We start from the raw sequence: 21,004 nt of genomic DNA, 5'->3' as shown, positions 1-21,004 counted from the left end.
GCCTCTTGAAGATGATGGTTATACACTTTTTAAAGCGTTTTTTATGGATGCCGGATATACCTTTGGGATACCCTGAGTTTTATCAGGTCTCATGCCATCCATGAGCTCTGCAAATTCACGTGGAGATAGTTCCCTGGCTTCTGCCGGAGTTCTGGGCCATCTGAATTTGCCGGTCTCAAGACGTTTGTAAAGAAGCAGGAAACCGTCGCCTTCCCACAGGAGTCCCTTGATCCTGTCATTACGGCGCCCGCAAAACAGGAAAAGGCACCTGTCATAGGGGTACAGCTTGAGTGTATTCTCAACGATTGCGCTTAGTCCATCAATACCTCTACGAAGATCCGTATATCCTGAAGCGATGTAAATGTGTTCGAAACTTTTTGGATCAACATCGTTAAGCATTGATTGCCCTCAGTATGTTTTGAATAAGCTGTGCTGAAGCCGCATTGGTCAGTGCGATGGACACAGAGCCGGAGCTTATAAATGCTGTTTTATTGTCAAGGTTCGGTGCTTCATCTTCAGCTACCTGTGTTGCTAATTCAGAAGCATTTATTTCAACAAGCTGAGGGATGGCACTTGCTGCCGCCTCTCTGAGCTTTTGTTGACGATAATAAAAACAATTTGTACTGATGTTTGCCTGCTTACACCAGGCAGATACAGTAAGTCCGCTCTGCTTCTGATCCTGGATCATTGCAATCCAGTTGTTGCGACGGACGTTATTGGTAACTTGATCCATGAGAAATGCCTCCAAATCCTTTTGGTAGTTTTCACAGTAACAATTGAGACTGTGAAAACTCTCAAAATATGTTTGGGATTATTATCTCAGGATTGTGATAGGTTTTAAAGTACGGTAAATTTTGTACCGTTTACATTATTTCAAAGTTTTCAAAGTAATTGTAGCGATAATTACAATATTTAAGATTAAAACAGAAATATTTTTATAATCCAAAATAGGTATATGTGTATGAGTGGTTTAAGCAACCAGCAAAAATCGGTTTTTTCTCATTTATTAAACGTATATATTAGACAAAATCCGGAACAGTTTAAATATGATATAAATTGTAAAAGAGATTGTGTCAATTGTAATATCGAGAAAAAAAGTATTTGTAATGTATTAATTCCGGAGGGGATAGAGTTAAATAATTATATTGTTAAAGATATTTCTCTGGATGAGCTTCCATATTCATGGAAGGACACAAATAGAGCATACGAAAACAATGCCTCAATCGGTCTATGTTTTTATATAAAGGCTTATATTGATGTTTACTTCGGATTTGAAGATCTAGAGGAAGATGAGCAAGCAACAAAATATGAGCAAATATCAAAATATTATAAAATACATGCTTCTCTCGATTTTGAGAAGTTAATTATAAGATGTCTAACCATTAGTTCGTGCAGAGATAAGGAGTTCAATTTTTGTGAGAATTAATACGATATCATTGTTTCATACCAAGCCAGGAGAAGTAACAATTCGGTAAGATTTTTACAGCAATGCTAGAAATTATATATTAATAAAATTTTGTATAAAGCAGAGCCATATTGGGTAAAGGGAAAAAACATGAAAATGCAGCAAGTTTCAAAATACATCAATATTTTAACTAAGGATTCCTTTGTTGTATTCGATATAGAATCAACCGGGCTCAATTCGGAAAAGGATCAAATTATAGAAATCAGCGCAGTCAAAATTGTAAATGGCAAAATGATTGAACAGTTTTCGACTTTAGTAAATCCGGGTATAGTAATTACAAGAGAAGTAGCAAATTTGACTTCTATTACCAATGATATGGTAAAAGATGCTCCTCCCTGTGAAGAAGTAATTCGAGAATTAATGGGATTCTGTAAGGGATCTGTTCTAGTATCACATCATGCTGAATTTAGTATGAGTTTTATAAAACAAGCGGGACAATATTTAGATTTAGATATTTCATATATTGATACTATGACAATGTCCCGAGCATTGTTGCCTGATTTAGAAAAATACGGGCTTGATATAGTGGCAAGTGCGTTGAATATCTCTTACGCAAGTGATAGAACCATTGATTGTGCAGAATGCACTGCACAAGTATTTCTAAAATTATTGAAAAGGCGCAAAGATAGACAGGATTGTAACTAATGATAATGGACATTATTTAAGGATCAAGCAACGGAGGTCATAAATAAAATGAAGCTTAATAAATATCAGACAATCGCATTGGAAAAGATGCAGGATAGTAGAGCTATCAGCCACAAATTATTGAAAGAGTTTTCCGATAAAGAAGGGGCTTTGTATAGTTTCCTTCATATTGTAAAAAGACATGATGACGAACTTAATGTGTGTTTTAGAGGAAATAATAATGCTATCGAAATATATTATCTAAATCATCTGGTTTGGAAGCTTACTCCTGCGGATAAGGGCAACTTTAGGGTTAGCTTTAATTTTAATCATGCTAAACTCATGCCTGATAGAATGGAGTATCTGAAGCGATTAGAAATGGATGGGAAGGGTTTTGTTCTTAAAAATACCGGCGAGATAGAGTGGATAAAGGAATCTTTTTCAAAAAAGGATATAAATGATGGATTGTGGCAGATCTTCAAGGACATCATGGATTTCTGTTTTGATCCTCTTAAAGGGACACCTCAGATAGAGAAAAGATGGCAGCATAAGTTCTTTAGAGACTTCCATACTTATGAGTGCTTGACTAAAGGATTTTATGTTTATGATCTGGAATATCATCAGAAGCTGCCAAACAAAAAAGAGTTAAATAAAATGTTTATTGGAAAAACAGATGATGAATTGAAATCCATGGGCGTTCATTCCGATGTTATGAAGAATGTCGTAGTCAAGAATGAGCCAGATTTTATAGGGATTGAGTTAGATACAGAAACAAATGAATCATATCTGATTTTTGGGGAAATCAAATCTTTATATAAAAGTTGTAATGGAAAATCCGGTATCATGAGTCATCTAGAAAAAATGAAGGAGTTCATGGAAACGGATATACTCGTTAATAAAAGAAAAGCTGAAGCAGAATCCATGCTACAACAATATTCAGCCATCGGAGATATTACAAAGACCACTGGTCTTGAAGGATTATCGAAGCGACTTAAGATAAAAAATGTTCTTGTTTTGACAGATTCAAAGTATCATGACAAAAATAATACTGTGGTTGAATGGGATAAAAAAGGAGGAGCTATCAAGTATTTTGAGGATAATAGAAATGACATAATTGATAAAGCCAACGAGGTCGGATGTGAGATATGGCTCGTCAAAAATGCTTGTTGTGATGATGAGACCCCGATTACTATGAAGCATAATATCTGTTGTATTAAGTAAAAACATTTGGAAATGGTTTTTAAAAATTATGGGGAGCAATGTGCTGAAAACCGCGCATTGCTTCTTTTATTATATGATTTAGAAAGCGTTTATCAAAAGCTAATGGAGAGGAGAGAATATGAATATCCTTAACATTCATGGTTATGCTGGTTCAGCGGAAAATACTAATTTTTCAATTTTGAAAGAGGCAGGATATACAGTAATCAGCTTTGAAATCGATTATGATAGTTGTTCTGCTACATTCAAAGAACAGTTGGTGGAAGATTATAGGCGATGTGCTAAAAATAGCACATCGTTTTTTTTATTATGTACTAAAGAACAAACAGAAAGGGCAAGATATGAAGGATTATTTAGAGAAAAGCATAGATGACATAACCGGATTCCGAGATGTCGATAAGATGATTTCAGGATTGCCTAACGGCAATTTGATAGTTGTTGGCGGAAGACCTAGTATGGGTAAGACAACTTTTGCTTTGTGTGCGGTAAAAAATATGGTCTTAGACAAAAGAAAAAAAGTAATGTTTTTTTCTTTAGATATGTCTAGAGAAATGATAGTAAAAAGACTTATTGCCAGTAAGTTAGATATTGATTTACAGGACTTTATAGCCGGAAGGATAAACGATAACCATTGGGATGATTTATGTAGCAATGCCACGGTATTAGCTAATTCTGGACTTATGCTTAATGATACTCCAGGGATATTGGTTGATGATATTTATAAAATATGCCTTCAGTTGAAAGAAATGCAGGGTGTTGATCTGGTTGTAGTGGATTATCTTCAACTTATTTCTGCACCAGATGAAACAATAAGTAGAACAAAGCAAATTGAGTATATAATCAGGAAACTCAAAAGTTTAACAAATGAGCTAAATAAACCAGTGATAGTAATTTCTCAATTATCAAGAGCCCCTGAGACTAGAGAAGACAAACACCCGGTGATGTCAGATTTTAGGGAAACAATAATAGGTAGAGAAGCAGATACTGTAATGATGATGTATAGAGAAGATTATTACAATAAAGATTCTATATTTCATAATCTGACTGAAATAATGTTTCTAAAACGAGGAACCGGAGGAAATGGAAAGGTGTGTTTGGAATGGGATTCCCGAAAAAGTGAGTTCAAGGACTATGAAGGTATGAGATCTTCAGATGCAGAATAGAATCCGCTTTCAGGAAAGGATTATAGAGTGATAAACGGAGATATTTTATGAAATTACATAAATTTGAAGATTTTAATAGTCTAACAGTTAATGATTCCTATGTAGTATTAGATATCGAAACTACAGGGTTTAGCTCTGAAAAAGATAAGATAATTGATATCAGCGCAGTCAAAATTGTAAATGGCAAAAGGATTGACCATTTTTCGACTTTAGTAAATCCAGGGATAGTAATTCCAAGAAAAATAACAAATCTGACTTCGATCACCAATGAAATGTTAAAAGATGCTCCTCCCTGTGAAGAAGTAATTCGAAAATTCATGGCATTCTGTATGGGATCTGTTCTAGTATCACATAATGCTGAGTTTAGTATGAGTTTTTTAAAACATGCGGGAAAAGATTTGGATTTAGATGTAGATATTTCATATATTGATACACTGACAATGTCCCGAGTATTGTTACCCGAATTAGAAAAATTCGGGCTTGATAAAGTGGCAAGCGCGCTGAATATTTTGTACGAAAGTGACAGAACCATTGATCGTGCAGAATGCACGGTACAGGTATTTCTTAAACTATTGAAAATGTATGATGGTGAGCAGGATTGTCATTAATATAAGGAGAAACATTGCATGAGGATTAAGATAGAGAACCAAGTTAATATCGATAAGAAAAATGTCGCAGAGATTCAAGAAGTGAAAAATAATGATAAAAGAGAAACAACACTGAGTGTTGACAGGATAATACAAGATTGGGAGATGATTCTTAAGGATATCAAAAAAGATCACAATCTCCTTTGTGTCTCATTTGATACATGGCTTAAGCCTTTAAAAATATGCGACTTAGTAGATAATGAATTAGTGGTAATAGTACCAGAACAAGGATATATCAAAATCCTAGAAAAGAAAATGTATTCATCGTTTTTAAAAGATGCTATAGAGAAACGTTACAAGATTCCCATAGATATACGTTTTATTACAAATGATTATTTAGAGAAAATAACCATAGCTGTAAATAATAAAACAAGCATAAATTCAATGTATCGCTTTGATAATTTTGTAGTATGTGACGGTAATATGTTTGCATACTTAACTGCAAAAGAAGTTGCGACAGGAAATAATAGATTCAACCCATTCTGTATTGTTGGACCGGATGGAAATGGAAAAACACATCTTTTGCAGGCTATAGGTAATGCAATCAGTGAGACAGATCCAAATAAGAAGGTTATTTATTGTACATCAGAATCATTTATCAATGAATTCATTACTTCAATAAAACAAGGCTCTTCCCAAAAATTCAGAAGAAAATATAGAAGTGTTGATGTATTGTTGTTAGATGATATTCCTTTCTTTGCAGGAATGGAGGGTTCAGAAGGAGAATTTGCTCATCTTTTTGATACACTAGATAGAATGAATAAGCAGATAGTATTATCTTCCGATAAGGCTCCTAGAGATATAAAGGAAATGGATGAGCACATACGTAATTTTATCAATTCGGGTTTAGTTATTGAAATATCCGCTCCAGATAAGGACATGAAAGAAAACATTATAAGAACAAAGGCTCGCGAAGCTGGGATTTTTTTACGGGATGATGTCATTGATTATATTGCTTCCAATTGTAATTCAAATGTTAGCGAGATTGAAGGATCGATTAAAAGCTTAGTTGCTTATTCGGAACTATCAAAATATATGATTTCACTAGATGCTGCAAAAGATGTACTCAAATCCATCGTTTCTGAAAATAATAATTAAGATAAATGATAATGTATTCAAATAAGTCTCTGAAGAGCTTAAGTGACTAAAAGGAGTGGAAAGAATATGAATATCCTTAATATACATGGTTACGCCGGATCACCTGAAAACACTAATTATTCAATCTTACAAGATGCGGGATACACAGTGATCAGTTTTTCAATAGACTATGATAATTGTTCCGCTACTGACGTTGAAGATTTTCTTTTGGCAGCTGCAAGAGTATATCGAGTGGATATGATAGTTGCTACTTCCTATGGTAGCTACTTCGCAAATATCATATCAGGGAAATACAATTTGCCATTTATAGCGACTAATCCGTGTGTAAATCCCTCTATAAGTCTGAGAAATCTGGCTCCGGATTATTGTTTTAGAGAAGCGAAGTATTTCAAGAGCAGGAACCGGGAATATCAGAAAAATTGGGAAAATGGAATCTATATTCTTGGGAATGCGGATGAAGTTATAGATCATTCCATCACGAAGGGAGTGGTTGGAAAGGCTAAAATATATGAGGTATCTGGCACACATCGACTTCGTAGAGAATCCTACGAGATATTGTTACTTAAAGAAATAGAGTCGCTTATGAAGGAAGGATAGAAGGTTTTATGCGAGGTGTATTTTGGCTGATAGATGAAGAACTTCTTGCAGTACCTTATGATGATAGTTCAAGTGTTGGTATCGCTAAGTCCGGTAATAACTACAATCATAAGCTTCTGTGGTGTCATGTTAAACCAAGAAAATGCAATAACCGTTTAATTATTATCCCAGGGGCAGAGTAAGCTTAACAGTAAGGGTGAACCTGTCATTTACATGAATCCGAATATTTCCGAGGAATATATTCCAGAGATCATGAATTTATTTGGATTGAAAGATGTTCCGAAGGTACATTATGACTGTAGTGAACATTACATATGCGGTTTTGACTAAAAGAAAAAGATACGGCTATAAGTCAAAAAAGGTCAAAGAAAAATAATGGTTTAAAGTGAGCAATGTACCAAAAAAGGCACATTGCTTTTTCTATTATGTGAGTGTAAGGAGACAAGATGAACTTAAATAAAAACCGAAAGGATGCAAATCAAATGAAAGATTACTTTAGTGAGATCGTAGGATATGAAGACATAAAGAGGGAATTAAGACTTATAAGTGATATGCTCAACAATCCGGACATTTATGAGAAACTCGGAGCAGGTATTAACGAAGGTATGATCCTCTGTGGGAAACCTGGAACTGGAAAAACAACAATGGCTGAATGTCTGATTAAGTCACTGAACAGAACGGTATTTGTATGTAGAAAGAAGGCGTCAGATGGAAAGTTTGTAAAAACTATTACCGACACTTTTGAGGAAGCTAAAAGGAATGTCCCATCGGTCATACTGCTTGATGATATGGATAAGTTTTCTGATCAGTACGATCCGGAATGCGAATCAGCGATAGACGCCGAGGAACTGGTTACTGTGCAATCATGTATAGATGAAATTAAGGGAATGGACATCTTTGTTATCGCAACAGTAAATAATATTAGGAAAATCCCCGATTCATTGATACGACCGGGAAGACTCGGAAAACTTATAAGAGTTCGGAAACCAAAATATGAAGAAATCATTGATATCATTAAGCATTATCTTGCGAAGAAAGCACTGACAACCGGAATAGATGAGATAGATATTGCTAGAATGCTTATAGGAGAATCCTGTGCAACGATGGAAAGTGTCATAAATAGTGCAGCTATGAAAGCGGCCTTCAATCGACAGAAAAACATTGAAATGCATAATATCATAGATGCATGTTTAGACGTAATCTTTGAAGCACCCGAAAAAAGTGCATCATTGTCAGAAGATACTAGAAAAAAGATTGCCTATCATGAGGCTGGTCACGCGGTTATCTCGGAAGTATTAGATCCCGGTAGCGTAAGTATTATATCTATCAGAGAAACTAATGATGGGAATTATGGTTTTGTAAGGTATTATCGATCCGATGAGAAAGAAGATTTCAGTTTAGAGTATAACGAAAACATATTGAAATCGTCTCTGGGCGGCAGGGCTGCAACTGAATTGATATATGGCGAAACAGATATGGGTTCAAATTCTGATTTGCACAACGCTTTTTCTAACGCACGCTGTCTTGTTGACAATAATTGTATTTATGGATTTCAGTACTGGATAGAAGATATGAACCCTGATTTTGTAGCTGAAAACAGAAACCGGGCCATGGCTATTCTCATGGAGAAGAATTACATGGAAGCTAAACGAATACTTGCAAATAATCGCGATTTGCTCGAAAAGCTAAAAGATGAATTATTAGCAAAGACAACGTTGGTGTATTCCGATATCAGAAGAATCTTTCAATGGGAATCAAAATAATAACTAGCGATTCTAAAAAGATCTTTGGACATATTTGCTGTAAAAAGAAATGTTAATAGTTTTGCACCTATAAAGGAGGAGTAATCTATATGTCACATGATAATAAAATGTCGTCTAAAAGTGCATTTAACACACATCTTAGCGCGGTGTATACATTTAAAAACTTCATAAACTGTGAAGAAAACATGATTGCATTTGCTGCCGCAAAGTCTGTAGCTTTCGAAACTGAAGTATATAATCCGTTATTTTTATATGGGGAGAGCGGAACAGGAAAGACTCACCTTTTGCATGCAATAGGCAATCATATCTGTGATCATTACAACAATATGGATGTAATGTATATTACAGCTGAGATGTTTATAAATGAATATAGTAAAGTTTCTGATGATATTCAGGAAAATGAAATAAGGGAAAAATATAGGGATGTAGACGTGTTACTTATAGATGATATCCAACTTATGTCTGGAAACGAAAAGATGTTAAGAGAACTTGAGTTTACCGTGGATGCTCTCATAAGGGATGAAATGCAAGTGGTTATATCAGCAGATAAGCCCCCCAAAAAACTTGACGGATTTAGCACGCGCATGAAAAAATTACTTGGAATGGGTCTTGTCACAGAGTTACGTGCTCCAAACAATATATCTAAGGAAACTATCATAAGAATGAAGGCACAGGAACAAGGAGTACTGTTAGAAGAGGATGTATTCAAGTACATATCAGCTAATTGCAATGCGGATGTTGCTGAGATTGAAGGCGTCATGACCAGTATCGCTGCATATTATCAAATATATAAGCCGGTGATAAACTTAGAAACTGCAAAGAATATATTAAAGAATGTGTTCTGTTAATGAAAAAATGTGTCTGGCAAACTAGGTGATGACTCAAGCGTATGAAGTGCCGAAACAATTATTTAAGGACATCTTGATGTATTTTTAAATCCAGTTTCAGCTTAAGTGAACAGATTTAAAATCAAAGATTGAAATAATTTAACCGATCCGTTACGCTCGATTTCTGTGCTAACGAATCGGTTCTTTTAAATCTGGTATTTAATTGCAAAATTAATCAAAAGAATTTCAATAAAAACTGATATAGCCAAAAGTCTCCCCATAATAAATATAGAAAGCAAATTATAATCAGGCATCTATATACCGGAAAGGCCATTAAAAGAATGAACAGAAAGAAGTTATTGAATATCGGGGACAAACTGCTCACTGCGCTCATTGTGCTCTTTTTTATTATCACAATCCTTTTTAAAGTGAGATACATAGAAACAGGTTCGATGAAGCCGACACTACAGGTGGGATCCATAGTATACGTAAATCCATTCTCATACAGTGAAAAAAGAAAACCGGGTATCGGAGATATAGCCATGTACCAGTCATCGACAGGCATGGAATACATACACAGGATAGTCGATATTACGGAGGATGGGAATTACATTTTTAAAGGCGATAACAACTCAACCACGGACTTTAGTCCTGTGCCGCTTACCAATATCGAAGGAAAAGTGGTAATAAAGGTAAATATTGTCGCTCCAGTGATTAGAGCAATTAAGAATCTTCAGGATATCTGATGTCCGATTATATTGGGTTATTACATACAAGCCTCTGCCTATATGAGCAGAGGTCTTTTTTGGCAATAAAAAAGGCAAGCCCGAAAGCTCACCTTGACCGATCTCATGTATCGGTGCTTCTCCGAATTACTTAACGTAATTTACGAGAATTATTATTTCATAGAATACTCAAAAAATCAATGGTTTTCTGTGGTCTATGTTTTACCTCAAACAGCTTTCAACTTGTTTCTTCAGAAAGCTTTTTTTCATAATAATCCTTTCCCTTATAAGAAATATCCCTTCCCATAATTACAGTGTTACAAAAACAAGTAATTGCGTTAAGAACGCAGGAGGAGAAAGAAGTGAAGATTTACTATCAGAAAGAGATGCCGTGTCCAATTTGCGGTAAAAAAATACTGAATTCCGGAAAGACAAATGATTCCGGGCTTTTTGAAGAGGAGAGGTTCCACTGCTGGAGGTGCAAAGAGGACTTTTTACCATACCAAGATGTCCAGAAAATGTTCGTAACGGAAAAATACGCTATAGCTATAAAAAAGGATATCGATGGATGGAATTACAGAGTACTTGACCTTTACGGAAAGACTCTCAAAGAAGGTACCGACCAGGATGCTTCTTGCGCTATGTCACTTTGCAGACAGGTAATACGTGAATGCAATTTGAAAAGCAACCAGATACGAGCTCTCAGCGAGGAATCCAGAATCCTCATGCTTGAGATCTTTGAACGAGGAGGTCGTCTGGTTCCGGCTTCATAGATGCACTTCATAAGCCCCATTGCGGGGCTTTTTTTATCTGAACTTGTCTCCTCCTATGACTATCGGTTCCAGATATTCCTGGATTCATTCAATATCACAGCATTATTGTTCATTTATGATTTTGGATAATAATATGTTTGGTCAAACTGCTTTGCAATTTTTTACTGATACGCCCAGAACTCCTCCCATAATTAGAATGCAGAAATGTTTTCTTGGAGGTTTTGATGATAAAGCTACTGGCCCTTTTAACGATGCTAATAGACCATTTAGGTGTCATACTATTCAAGGATATAATGATATTCCGGCTTATCGGACGGCTTGCCATGCCTCTGTATGCTTACTGCATAGCAAGAGGATTTTACTTTTCAAAACAGCACGGAACACTTAAAAGGTATGTATCAAATATCCTTGCTTTGACCATAATATCAGAAATTCCATATAGCCTGATTGTACAATACCCAGCCATTAACATAGGATTCACCTGGCTTAGTGCAATAGCAATACTCTTTGTATTGGAAAGTAACATGGATAGACCGAAAAAATATCTTGCGGCTTGGCTTATAGTCCTTTTTTCCTACAGTTTGGATCGGATCATCAGCTTTGACTATGGAATATACGGGGTGATGACGGCTGTTGCCATGTATTACCTGATGGTAAAACAAGAATCGCCGGTTATGATGTTCATAGTCTCGATGAGCCTATGGATATTCTACATTTTATTTATGAATAGATCTTTTGAACAGTTCTATGCGGTATTTGCAGTATTATTTATCGCTTTTCTGAGCCCTATTGATGATATCGTAAGGATTCCGAAGAGAGTATATTATTGGTTTTACCCACTTCATATGATTATATTGCTGCTCATAGGAAAAATGCTTCCAAAGTAATCAGAAGGTATATAAACACTATTTTTTTCTAATAAAAACGCTCTCTATAGGGGTTGTCAGGGATGACTACTCCTATTTTTTTGAAAAAATTTCAAATAATAATGAAAAAGTACACTATTCTTACCAATATCGAGATATCCCCTTCCATAATTATGTTACGGAAAAAGAAGTCATAATAGTGAAAGGGGTGCAATAACACCTACGAACCTTATTCCGAAAAAATAGTTAGGGTTAATAACCATGGAAGAATTAGACGTTAAAAAATCACAAGGCATGACAGACTCTTATGAGCTCATCGGTATAGACAGCGAAGGCTACGGTAAAGTCTCGAAGTGTCTGATGCTGGACACTAATATAGATCCGTCCGCAAAAGGTCTGTTTGCCTATTACGCGACTTATACAGGTAGCGGTATGAATTATGCTTTTCCATCGAAAGAGAAGATAATGCGTGATCTTAAGATCAGCAACCGCACTATGTATAAGTACAGAAAGCAGCTGGAAGAAAGAGGCTATATTAAAGTCCAGGAGCTCTACAACAAAGAACATAAGCAGATGACAAACCACTATATCATCAATATGTGCCCTGGAGACATAATGGAAGAGCATAGCAAAGGTTCCCGTGCAGCTTATTTAAGCTTCAAGGGCTGGGGGAATATGCCGACAATGGTGGCAATGGATAGCTCACTAGGGTTAAAAGCGATAGGGCTATATGGTTATATATCTGCTCTTGCAGGATCGGATACCTATACCCTCCTAAGAGCGGAATATCAAAAGAACACCTTTGGATTACAGGAAGAGCCTTTCCAAAAAACAGTAAAAAAACTCATCGATAACGGATATATTATTCGCTACCAGGTTCACGTTAACGGTTCCGTCCGTGGAGCAGTCTATGAACTTACAGACCACAAATTGTCTCAGGAAGAGATTGATAAAGAAAAAAAGAACAGAGTAAGAGTATTTACTGAAGAAGAGTGTCTGAGTATGTTCGGGAGACCGGAATTTGTAGATTTTGGAAGTAACGGGCACAGGAGAAGTACGCCTATTTGTCAGAACCCGGGAAATAGCACCACGGCTAAAACCTTGAAAAATAAGGATTTTTATGAGGTACCGGAAAAGAGCACCACGGCTTTTCCTAAGGAATCCTCCGACATTCAGAACCCGGAAAAGGACACCACAGCTATCTACACCACGGCATCCCACACCGCAGAGGAGAGCACCACAAACAATAACACAATAAACATAAACACAATAAACAATAACGCATTAAACATCACTCACTCCCTCAAGAAAACAGAAAAGAGTGAAGGAGAGAAAGGTTCGCTCGATTCCTGTGAGCTATTGTTCGATAAAAAGCCAATGGATTACAGAACAGCATTGAATACCCTGAAGGATGCAGTAAAATACCAGTCATGGGCTAAAAAGGATTCAAACCTCGATTTGACGGTTGAGATCCTGGCAAGAATGTTGTCGGATAGAAATACGTTTAATGTCAAAGGGATCATGATATCATCTGAGGATGTCATAAAAAAACTTTCAGACAGACTTACAGAATATCATGACATAGATAAAGCTGATCTTGCTGACTTCCTGTGTGCTTGCGCCGGAAAGATGGCAGAAACTGAATCAAAAGACGGAATCCGTATAAATGACAAGCAGAAATACATGAGGTCTATCATATACGACGCGTTACTCAGTAACACTATGTCTGTCGACCACTTGGAGGACCCTGTGATACGCAGCATATACACAAAAAAGCTTGAAACATTTGAAAAAACGAAAAGTTTTTAACACGCCGTGAGCAAGAAATCCCCCCTCTTCTATAAGTGGGGGATGAATTGCGCCCAGCACGGCGCTTTTTTCATTTTAGAAATCTTTATCGAAAATTTTTATCAAAAGCCAAATAAAAAGAACATATATTCTTGACTTCTAGAGTAAGGTGGCATATAATAATTATATATCAGTCGTAATGAATATATGAGGCTATAATAAATGAATCTTGATACAAATAATCATTCAGTGTTCTTGTTGCATTACCATCTTATCATGTGTGTGAAGTACCGAAACAAGGTCATCAATGATGCCATATCTTACAGACTCAGGGAGATATTTGAAAAGATCGCTCCTTCCTACAACATCACTCTTGAGGAGTGGAACCATGATGTGGATCACGTCCACATCCTTTTCAAAGGGCAGCCGAACACTGAAATAAGCAGATTCATAAATGCATATAAATCTGCCAGCAGTCGTCTTGTGAAAAAGGAGCATCCCGAGATAAGACAGTATTTATGGAAAGAGATGTTCTGGTCACAGAGTTACTGTCTTATCACGGCAGGCGGTGCGACTGTCGACATCATCAAACAGTACATACAGTCACAGGGAATGAAACATGGCAAACAGGGCAATAAAGTACAGGATATATCCAACAACTGAACAGAGTATATTGTTTGCAAAGACCTTCGGTTGTTGCCGTAAGGTCTGGAACCTGATGCTTTCAGACAAAATCGAAGGATATAAGGTGACTAGCAAATTTCCTGCTGTTACTCCGGCTAAGTACAAGAAAGAGTGTCCTTTCCTTAAAGAAGTGGACAGCCTTGCTCTTGCCAATGTACAGATGAACCTGCAGACTGCATTCAGCAACCGGTTCAATAAGAAGCGCAAGGTAAAAGCCGGTTTCCCTAAGTTCAAATCCTGCAAGCACAGTCATAAATCATTCACAACAAACTGCCAATACCCGAAACCATCCAATAAGCTAAAGCGGCCTACCATCAGATTAGATGATGACGGTCTTATACTGCCCAAAGCAGGCAAGGTAAAGGCCGTAGTCCATCGTATTCCCGAAGACAACTGGCACATAAAATCAGTGACAGTATCAAGAGAATCGGACGGTAAATTCTACGCATCTGTATTATTTGAATACGAGAATGCTGTAAACACCTATGCTCCTGATTTTGATAATGCCATAGGACTTGATTATGCATCAGACGGTCTGTATGTTGACAGTAATGGCAATAAAGGCAGTGACCATAAGTATTACCGTGAGTCACAGCGTAAGTTAGCAAAGGCGCAAAAGGTTCTGTCAAGACGAAAGGGTTCAAAAAAGAACTCTGCTAAATCAATGAACTACCTTAAGCAGTTACGAAAGGTAAATAAGATACACAGACATATATCCAACCAGAGACTTGATAATTTACACAAACTGTCTGCGAAGATAGCCAATTCGCATGACATAGTCTGTGTTGAAGATCTTAATATGAGATCCATGTCTAACAAAGGCTTTGGCAATGGCAAAGCGACCCTTGATAACGGATATGGTATGTTCTTAGACTTCCTTAGTTATAAACTTCATGACAGAGGTAAACTGCTTGTCAAAGTAGACAGGTGGTTCCCGTCATCGCAGATATGCAGCTGTTGTGGCATACGACACTCTGAGATGAAAGACCTTGCTGTACGTAAAATGGTATGCAAGTGTGGTCTCAGTATTGGACGAGACCATAATGCGGCTATAAATATAAAAATGGAAGGCTTACGCATACTGAAGTCAGCAGCATAAGCCATTACTTATACAAAATAGGGACGGAATGTCCCGAATCTACGCCTGTGGACATTGTGTAAGACGGGCCAACAAGGTAACTTGTCTGGAACGCAGTAGTGGTTGAAGCAGGAAGCTCCGACTTCTATAAGTCGGAGTAGTTCACAAAAACACTAATACGCCAATAACATAGTCCATAATTCACCTGGAAGGGTTTGATTATGAGGATATTAAAATACATTTTCCTTGTGATGTGTATCGTTCCTTTGGCACTAATGTTTTTACGAATGGGCGAATACCAGAAAGAGGAGAACACATACAACGAGATTAAGAGGATAGTTGCAGAGCAGAGAATAAGGGATGGCCAGAAAGCAGTGCCGGATTGGGTAAACCCCAATGACCTTATTAACTTTGATAGTCTATTAGATAAAAATCGAGAGACAGTCGGGTACATCAGGATAGACGGAACAAAGATTGATTATCCTGTTGTACGTACTGAAAAAGATAGCGACAGATATCTTAACACCGGTTTTAACGGAAATAAATCCATTTACGGCACCATATTTGAAGATAGTGCCGGCGGACTAAATCTCACAAACAACATACTCCATGGGCATAACATGAAGAACGGCAGCATGTTCGGGAGTCTTAAAAAGTTTGATGATGAAAAGTACACTGAATCCCATAAATTGATTAAATATATCACCGAAAACACTGTTTATCTTTACGAGACGGTATGTTTTTTCACGGCAAGTGGGAGAAACTCGATATTATTGAAAAATCTTGTTCCTTACAGCAAAGAAGAATTTGAAGCATTAAAAGATACCATAACTGCAAACAAAGGCATCTTTTACGGGGATATGGAATGGGGTGAACAATACATTACCCTTGCAACCTGTGAATATTCACATAAGTCCGGACAATGCTATGTTATTGGAAGGCTTATGGACAAATACAAATTCAAGGAGACGGACTGATGAAGATTTTAAATGAACATGATAACAGAGAAAGAAAAGTCACCGAAGTTAAAGTCAATGGAAAGTCGGTGAGATTTGCCCTGAATGCATGGAACACACTCCTTAACATTGTAGGCGGTGTATTGGCAACTATAGGAGCTATCAGCCTTGTGCACCCGGACCTTAGACTTGAAGTAGTGACCATCTTCAACCAATTTCTCGACGAAATTGGATTGTTTTTCTGATATTACCCGAAAAAAACATGAGGCTGCCATAATTTTAAATAGCCACGGGAACGTCGGGGCTTGCCCCGATGAGGAGTGGCGTCCTCCTTTCACAAATGTAATTTTTTCGCATTTCTAACAACTTTATCTTCTTATAGGACAATTGTTCGTTTATCTTGGTTCCATCCAGCATACGTATTGCAAACCTGCCGTCCAGTCTTCTGCCAAATACAAAGGCTTCAACACTATTTACGGTCACTTTATCGTATAGCCTGAATCCATGTACTTCATATGGAGCCTGGTTACGTTTACGGATACCACCTTTGTTTATGGTACTCTTATGTATCTGCCGGTTATGACATCGTACCTTCTTATAGAAATATACTGTGCCATCAGATTCAGCCTTTGGATTACTGCTTATACATCTTGCATCTATGTGATGATCCTTTGGTAAACTGTTCTCTATGCGCGTATTTTTTGTGATATATCCGTATGTAAGATTTACATCCGAATACAGTTCCTTTAGTTTTTCATATATCGCCCATCTTGTGATACCCATGAAGGCAGCATCTCTGAAACTCATACCTCTGTGAATCGTCTTTGGGAGTTTTATTTTCCCAAGATGATACTGTTTATGGCAGTACTCACATAAAGTGATAAGGTTATTCGGTGAATCACCGCCTGTCTTACGTGATTCTATGTGGTGTACATTAAGTATCTTGTCCTTTGACTTCCCCTTACAGCACTGGCATACATGACCGTCACGCCACAGAACATACTCACGTACATTCCAGAAGTCTGTTTGTTCCCCGTTCTGATAATTAGTACCGGATATATTGGGGTTCTTTATCTTCTGTATGTCAAAGGATGCCGTTTCAACCTTTATGTGTGATACAGGGAGTATCTTATGTGCCTTCTGAACCATTGTGATATGTGACTCAGCCTTCTGTCTTACAGACGGTGCAAGCCAGCCTTCATGTCTTGTGCGGTTATCAAATCTTGGCTTTCGGTGACGTGTCTTACGGTTACGTCTTGCATGACGATGTTCACGTCTTGTAGATATGAGTTCGACTATATCATTCCTCAGTATTACTTTGGCTTCAAACAGTACCTTTAAATTGGTTGTGGCTGATAAGCCTATGTCTTTACTGCCTGCATCCACACCCAATGATATGTCCTGGGTGATGTCAGTAGTCTCATATAATAGTTGTATTGTGAACGGGCATCTGCTGATTACTTTAGCAAGACCGGACTTTAACATCCGTCTCACTTTACCATACCGCATTGTAGGCATAAGCGGATGTCCGTCTTTACTTATCACATATACCATATGCGGTACTCCTTCCATAAGATTGATATGTTTTACGCTGTAAGCCGGTACATATCTGACCGTTGGTGTACCATCGCCAATGTTAATAAGAGGTTTTATATCAGCAACACTGCCCCTATACCACAGGACTGTTTAATCACTGACCTCAGAGCTGCAGACTTGGTACTACATCCGCAGGTGACTATATATTCTCTCTTAACGTAGTGCCGAAGCACTTAGGCTACTCACCATGGGCTACAGTATTTCTACTGCAACCCCGCGGGCTTGCCCGTGGGTATTAGTGAGTATTCCAATAATAGAGAAAAAGGCTGAGGGGAAGTTTTTTGAATTGATTTGCTCAAATTCTTTATTTTTCGCGTAACTCCAGTAATAGTTAGATTCATTTGTAAAAAACTGTTTTGTTTCATAGTAACACTCCTCGTATGGAAAGATTTAATTCACATAACAGTATAAGGAGCTATCTCTTTTTTAAAACAAGTTTTAAGTAATAATTATATTGCCATTTAACAACAAGGTAAAAAAATCCGCAAAAGATCAAAATAATAGAAAATCCGGAGGTTATCTGAAATATCTCCTTCCATATTTAAAATGTAGTTAATTTTTAAAGCAAGTCATCTGGAGTCATTAATGATTCAGCTGACTTGCTATTTTTCTATTTTAAGGGGAAGACCCCAGGAGGTATTAAGATGGCAGACACAACAGCACAGGTAACAGTTGTTTCAACAGAGGGAATCTCTTTTTCTTTCGAGAAATTCACTCTCGCAAGAGGTATGAGCTTTAAGTATGACTACTCTGTTGAAATGGGCCTTGAATGGTTTGAATGCTTTGACGAAGCCAAGGAAAGATATGAGACATATGGTATGGATGGGCTGATGGATTATTACGATCCGGATGGCCATAGCTTATATGGACGTGTCCTAGGCCAGGATAATACTGCTGACCGTCACAGAAGCTTCGACGGAAGCAAAAAATACCTGGAAGATCAGCTCCGCGCCTATACTAATTTTACGTATACGGTGTTAAGGAAGCTTAACCGATTTTCCGGAGAAAACCGCAATGTCACAGGTGGATTTATTTATCCGCCTCATGACGGTTCTTCACAGGAAAAGAGATACGCCTTCGTAAAGAAGTTCGTGTCAGATCTTGCGAATTGGTATGGTGAAGATGTAGGAGAGTCTTCTTTTGATAAGAAGATACTGTCAGTCGGCTGATAATAATATAAGATCCCAGAGGTTTATGCCCCTGGGATTTTTTGTGTGCCCTTAAATTATAATTCTCCGTCGATCACTGTGAAAAAAGGTCTCTTCGTTACAGGCTCGTCCATAAGTCTCTTTATGGAATCTTCGATTCGGTTCCTCATATATGGTTCTTCCGCAGTATCATGGAAATTTTGAAGGAGAGCATCCTCATGAATCTCTACATCATCAACAAGTCCTTTTATTATTTCAGAAAGATAACCCACTTCAACGACCTTTTCTCCCATATATATGGTAACAAGATCATTGTCTTCAGCTTCGTTAACAACCTGTATTGATACCCCATCTTTGCTGCCGTTTACATAGAGGAAAGATGACGGAAACATATCAAAATCTTTGTTAAGATGTTCATGTGCAGCCTGTACCTCAAGTGATATTGTCTCAAGTGCCTGTACGGGATCACCGTCAGAGATAACACTACCTTTATTATTCAACTTGTAAGTTCCGTTCTGGAACATAATGGAATCTCTTGTAATCTTCATATCTTTTTACCTCAAAAAAATCTATGCCCTAATTTTGTCCCAAAAATTAAAAACCGTCAACTTTGTACATAGCTGCTGATAGAAAGTTTGAAATTTTTTTATTATATGATCTATCCCCTCCCATAATTATTGTGAACGAAAACCTAAAAGTCATCGAAGGAGGACAACATGGGTAACTTGAGACAGAGTGTACAGAAGTACACCAAAATAGAATATAACGAAAAAACAGGGCTCTATAAAGGACGATGTCCTTTCTGTCTTGGAGAAACGGAAACTCTCATGGTGGACACAGATCAGGATCTTTACGTCTGCTATGGATGTGGGGAAATGGGGAACAGGGAGAAATTCCTTCAAAAGAAAGAAGGGGTAAAAATTCCTATACCAGATTCGGCCATCCCGGAGATTCTACCTATATATAAGAAAGCGCAACAATACTATGCCTTCATATTGAAACAGGATGGGAATCCAGGACATAAATACCTGGAAGCACGAGGGATATCCGACAAGGCTATTGAAAGATTTGGGCTTGGCTTTGCTCCATATGGCCACAGACTCTATGACTTCCTGAAAAAATGCGGGTTTTCAGATGATCTCATATTCGCAACGAAACTCTGCAGAAAATCAGTGGACTCAGATGAAGTATATGACTTCTTCAGAAACCGCGTGATGTTCCCAATCTACGACGGGCATGACAATGTTATTGCCTTTGGAGGAAGGATACTTCAGGCTGAAAAAAAGAAAACAGAAGATGGAAAGAAAGCAGCACCAAAATATATAAATAGTGCAGACAGTCCGCTCTTTTCCAAGAGAAAGATCCTTTACGGTTATCCGTATAAGGTTCCTGAAGGGGTAAAAAGAGCGAATGCCATAGTCATATGCGAAGGATACATGGATCTTATCGCAATGAAGAGAACCGGTCTTAATGACTGTGCTGCAGTTCTTGGTACAGCTCTTACAGAAGATCACGCCAAAAGAATTGCAACCGACTATAAGACGGTATTCCTGGCATTAGATTCCGACGAAGCCGGAACAAACGCTATGATCAGTTCAATCAACATCTTAAGGGAATTCGGATTAAATGTCTTCATTATGAAGTACAATACTGAGGTGCATCCCGCAAAGGATGCTGATGAACTAATCACCAAATACGGACGTGATGCCTTTATATCCGTCCTGAAGAAGCAGACCAAGGCTGATTTCTTTCTTGCAAGACATGCCGGGGATATCAAAAGGTTTACAGACCTTCTGGTAAAACTAGACCGTGAAGGATTTGAACCAAAGAGAGCATAGTGTAAGTTACTATGTTTTAGTACGCTTCTGAAATATATCCATGGAAACAGAGAAAGAACCTTGGAGAGTTTCCTTTTTTGCAAAAAAACAGCCAGAAAACAAAGATCTAAAATCATTTGTTTTCTAGCTGTTTTTTTAGGTTCTTATGTT

At 37.5% G+C, this 21,004-nt stretch carries 25 protein-coding genes; 21 read left to right on the top strand and 4 right to left on the bottom strand.

What is annotated here, in order from left to right; translation table 11 throughout:
- Positions 1 to 18: 18 nt before the first annotated feature.
- Both tnpB and tnpA (BLV86_RS12910) read right to left on the bottom strand, forming a co-directional pair.
- Complete coding sequence (gene tnpB / locus BLV86_RS12915) at positions 19 to 399, bottom strand: IS66 family insertion sequence element accessory protein TnpB (protein WP_090818172.1); 381 nt, start codon at positions 397 to 399, stop codon at positions 19 to 21.
- On the bottom strand, positions 392 to 733 hold the full coding sequence (gene tnpA / locus BLV86_RS12910) for an IS66 family insertion sequence element accessory protein TnpA (RefSeq protein WP_090818169.1): 342 nt from the start codon (positions 731 to 733) through the stop codon (positions 392 to 394). The genes tnpB and tnpA (BLV86_RS12910) overlap by 8 nt, the downstream gene beginning before the upstream one ends.
- A 228-nt stretch (positions 734 to 961) precedes the next feature.
- On the opposite strand from tnpA (BLV86_RS12910), the gene BLV86_RS12905 reads away from it, so the two are divergent.
- The 19 genes from BLV86_RS12905 (at position 962) to BLV86_RS12825 (ending at position 16,517) form a co-directional block, all read left to right on the top strand.
- Positions 962 to 1,426, top strand: coding sequence for a hypothetical protein (locus tag BLV86_RS12905; protein WP_090818166.1), 465 nt, complete (start codon positions 962 to 964; stop codon positions 1,424 to 1,426).
- Between the two features lie 129 nt (positions 1,427 to 1,555).
- Positions 1,556 to 2,110: a 3'-5' exonuclease gene (locus BLV86_RS12900; RefSeq protein ID WP_090818163.1), complete on the top strand. Its 555-nt coding sequence runs from the start codon at positions 1,556 to 1,558 to the stop codon at positions 2,108 to 2,110.
- Positions 2,111 to 2,158: 48 nt separating this feature from the next.
- A complete protein-coding gene (locus BLV86_RS12895) occupies positions 2,159 to 3,310 on the top strand; it encodes a hypothetical protein (RefSeq protein WP_090818160.1) in 1,152 nt (383 codons plus the stop codon).
- Positions 3,311 to 3,428: 118 nt separating this feature from the next.
- A complete protein-coding gene (locus tag BLV86_RS17920; protein ID WP_175456554.1) occupies positions 3,429 to 3,680 on the top strand; it encodes a hypothetical protein in 252 nt (83 codons plus the stop codon).
- Entirely contained in the window at positions 3,649 to 4,470 is an 822-nt protein-coding gene (locus tag BLV86_RS12890; protein WP_175456553.1) for a DnaB-like helicase C-terminal domain-containing protein, read from the top strand. The genes BLV86_RS17920 and BLV86_RS12890 overlap by 32 nt, the downstream gene beginning before the upstream one ends.
- A 47-nt stretch (positions 4,471 to 4,517) precedes the next feature.
- Positions 4,518 to 5,078: a 3'-5' exonuclease gene (locus BLV86_RS12885; protein WP_090818154.1), complete on the top strand. Its 561-nt coding sequence runs from the start codon at positions 4,518 to 4,520 to the stop codon at positions 5,076 to 5,078.
- A gap of 18 nt (positions 5,079 to 5,096) precedes the next feature.
- Entirely contained in the window at positions 5,097 to 6,215 is a 1,119-nt protein-coding gene (locus BLV86_RS12880) for a chromosomal replication initiator protein DnaA (protein ID WP_090818152.1), read from the top strand.
- Between the two features lie 66 nt (positions 6,216 to 6,281).
- Entirely contained in the window at positions 6,282 to 6,812 is a 531-nt protein-coding gene (locus tag BLV86_RS12875) for a YqiA/YcfP family alpha/beta fold hydrolase (protein WP_090818149.1), read from the top strand.
- An 8-nt stretch (positions 6,813 to 6,820) separates the two neighbouring features.
- A complete protein-coding gene (locus BLV86_RS17915; protein ID WP_175456552.1) occupies positions 6,821 to 6,994 on the top strand; it encodes a hypothetical protein in 174 nt (57 codons plus the stop codon).
- A gap of 264 nt (positions 6,995 to 7,258) precedes the next feature.
- Entirely contained in the window at positions 7,259 to 8,575 is a 1,317-nt protein-coding gene (locus tag BLV86_RS12870; RefSeq protein ID WP_242873306.1) for an AAA family ATPase, read from the top strand.
- A gap of 89 nt (positions 8,576 to 8,664) precedes the next feature.
- Positions 8,665 to 9,423 (top strand): DnaA/Hda family protein, encoded by a 759-nt coding sequence (locus tag BLV86_RS12865; RefSeq protein WP_090818146.1) that lies wholly within the window; start codon positions 8,665 to 8,667, stop codon positions 9,421 to 9,423.
- A gap of 320 nt (positions 9,424 to 9,743) precedes the next feature.
- On the top strand, positions 9,744 to 10,148 hold the full coding sequence (locus BLV86_RS12860; protein WP_090818143.1) for a signal peptidase I: 405 nt from the start codon (positions 9,744 to 9,746) through the stop codon (positions 10,146 to 10,148).
- A 341-nt stretch (positions 10,149 to 10,489) separates the two neighbouring features.
- The gene (locus BLV86_RS12855; RefSeq protein WP_090818140.1) at positions 10,490 to 10,900 is read left to right on the top strand and encodes a hypothetical protein; all 411 of its coding nucleotides are present in this window, start codon (positions 10,490 to 10,492) and stop codon (positions 10,898 to 10,900) included.
- Positions 10,901 to 11,124: 224 nt separating this feature from the next.
- Positions 11,125 to 11,787, top strand: coding sequence for a TraX family protein (locus BLV86_RS12850; RefSeq protein WP_090818137.1), 663 nt, complete (start codon positions 11,125 to 11,127; stop codon positions 11,785 to 11,787).
- A gap of 240 nt (positions 11,788 to 12,027) precedes the next feature.
- Positions 12,028 to 13,575 (top strand): helix-turn-helix domain-containing protein, encoded by a 1,548-nt coding sequence (locus BLV86_RS12845; protein WP_090818134.1) that lies wholly within the window; start codon positions 12,028 to 12,030, stop codon positions 13,573 to 13,575.
- A gap of 201 nt (positions 13,576 to 13,776) precedes the next feature.
- Positions 13,777 to 14,217, top strand: a complete 441-nt coding sequence (tnpA, locus tag BLV86_RS12840; RefSeq protein ID WP_090818131.1) for an IS200/IS605 family transposase — start codon at positions 13,777 to 13,779, stop codon at positions 14,215 to 14,217.
- The gene (locus tag BLV86_RS12835; protein WP_090818128.1) at positions 14,174 to 15,337 is read left to right on the top strand and encodes an RNA-guided endonuclease InsQ/TnpB family protein; all 1,164 of its coding nucleotides are present in this window, start codon (positions 14,174 to 14,176) and stop codon (positions 15,335 to 15,337) included. The genes tnpA (BLV86_RS12840) and BLV86_RS12835 overlap by 44 nt, the downstream gene beginning before the upstream one ends.
- A gap of 200 nt (positions 15,338 to 15,537) precedes the next feature.
- Positions 15,538 to 16,293 carry a class B sortase gene (locus tag BLV86_RS12830; protein WP_090818125.1) on the top strand — a complete coding sequence of 252 codons (756 nt, stop codon included), beginning with the start codon at positions 15,538 to 15,540 and terminating at the stop codon, positions 16,291 to 16,293.
- The gene (locus BLV86_RS12825) at positions 16,293 to 16,517 is read left to right on the top strand and encodes a hypothetical protein (RefSeq protein WP_090818122.1); all 225 of its coding nucleotides are present in this window, start codon (positions 16,293 to 16,295) and stop codon (positions 16,515 to 16,517) included. The genes BLV86_RS12830 and BLV86_RS12825 overlap by 1 nt, the downstream gene beginning before the upstream one ends.
- Positions 16,518 to 16,551: 34 nt before the next feature.
- Here the strand turns inward: BLV86_RS12825 and iscB are convergent, their stop codons facing one another.
- Complete coding sequence (iscB, locus tag BLV86_RS12820) at positions 16,552 to 17,826, bottom strand: RNA-guided endonuclease IscB (protein WP_090818119.1); 1,275 nt, start codon at positions 17,824 to 17,826, stop codon at positions 16,552 to 16,554.
- Positions 17,827 to 18,512: 686 nt separating this feature from the next.
- On the opposite strand from iscB, the gene BLV86_RS12815 reads away from it, so the two are divergent.
- Positions 18,513 to 19,037, top strand: a complete 525-nt coding sequence (locus BLV86_RS12815) for a hypothetical protein (protein WP_090818116.1) — start codon at positions 18,513 to 18,515, stop codon at positions 19,035 to 19,037.
- A gap of 56 nt (positions 19,038 to 19,093) precedes the next feature.
- Here BLV86_RS12815 and BLV86_RS12810 read toward each other — a convergent pair whose 3' ends face one another.
- Complete coding sequence (locus tag BLV86_RS12810; protein WP_090818113.1) at positions 19,094 to 19,564, bottom strand: hypothetical protein; 471 nt, start codon at positions 19,562 to 19,564, stop codon at positions 19,094 to 19,096.
- Between the two features lie 168 nt (positions 19,565 to 19,732).
- Between BLV86_RS12810 and BLV86_RS12805 the strand changes: the two genes are divergently transcribed.
- Entirely contained in the window at positions 19,733 to 20,854 is a 1,122-nt protein-coding gene (locus tag BLV86_RS12805; protein ID WP_090818110.1) for a toprim domain-containing protein, read from the top strand.
- Positions 20,855 to 21,004: the final 150 nt, after the last annotated feature.

Origin of the sequence: Oribacterium sp. KHPX15 (assembly GCF_900107835.1) — a bacterium.
Lineage (GTDB): Bacteria > Bacillota > Clostridia > Lachnospirales > Lachnospiraceae > Oribacterium.
Note: the sequence above shows the minus strand (reverse complement) of the source record. Positions and strands in the feature narration are given on the sequence as shown.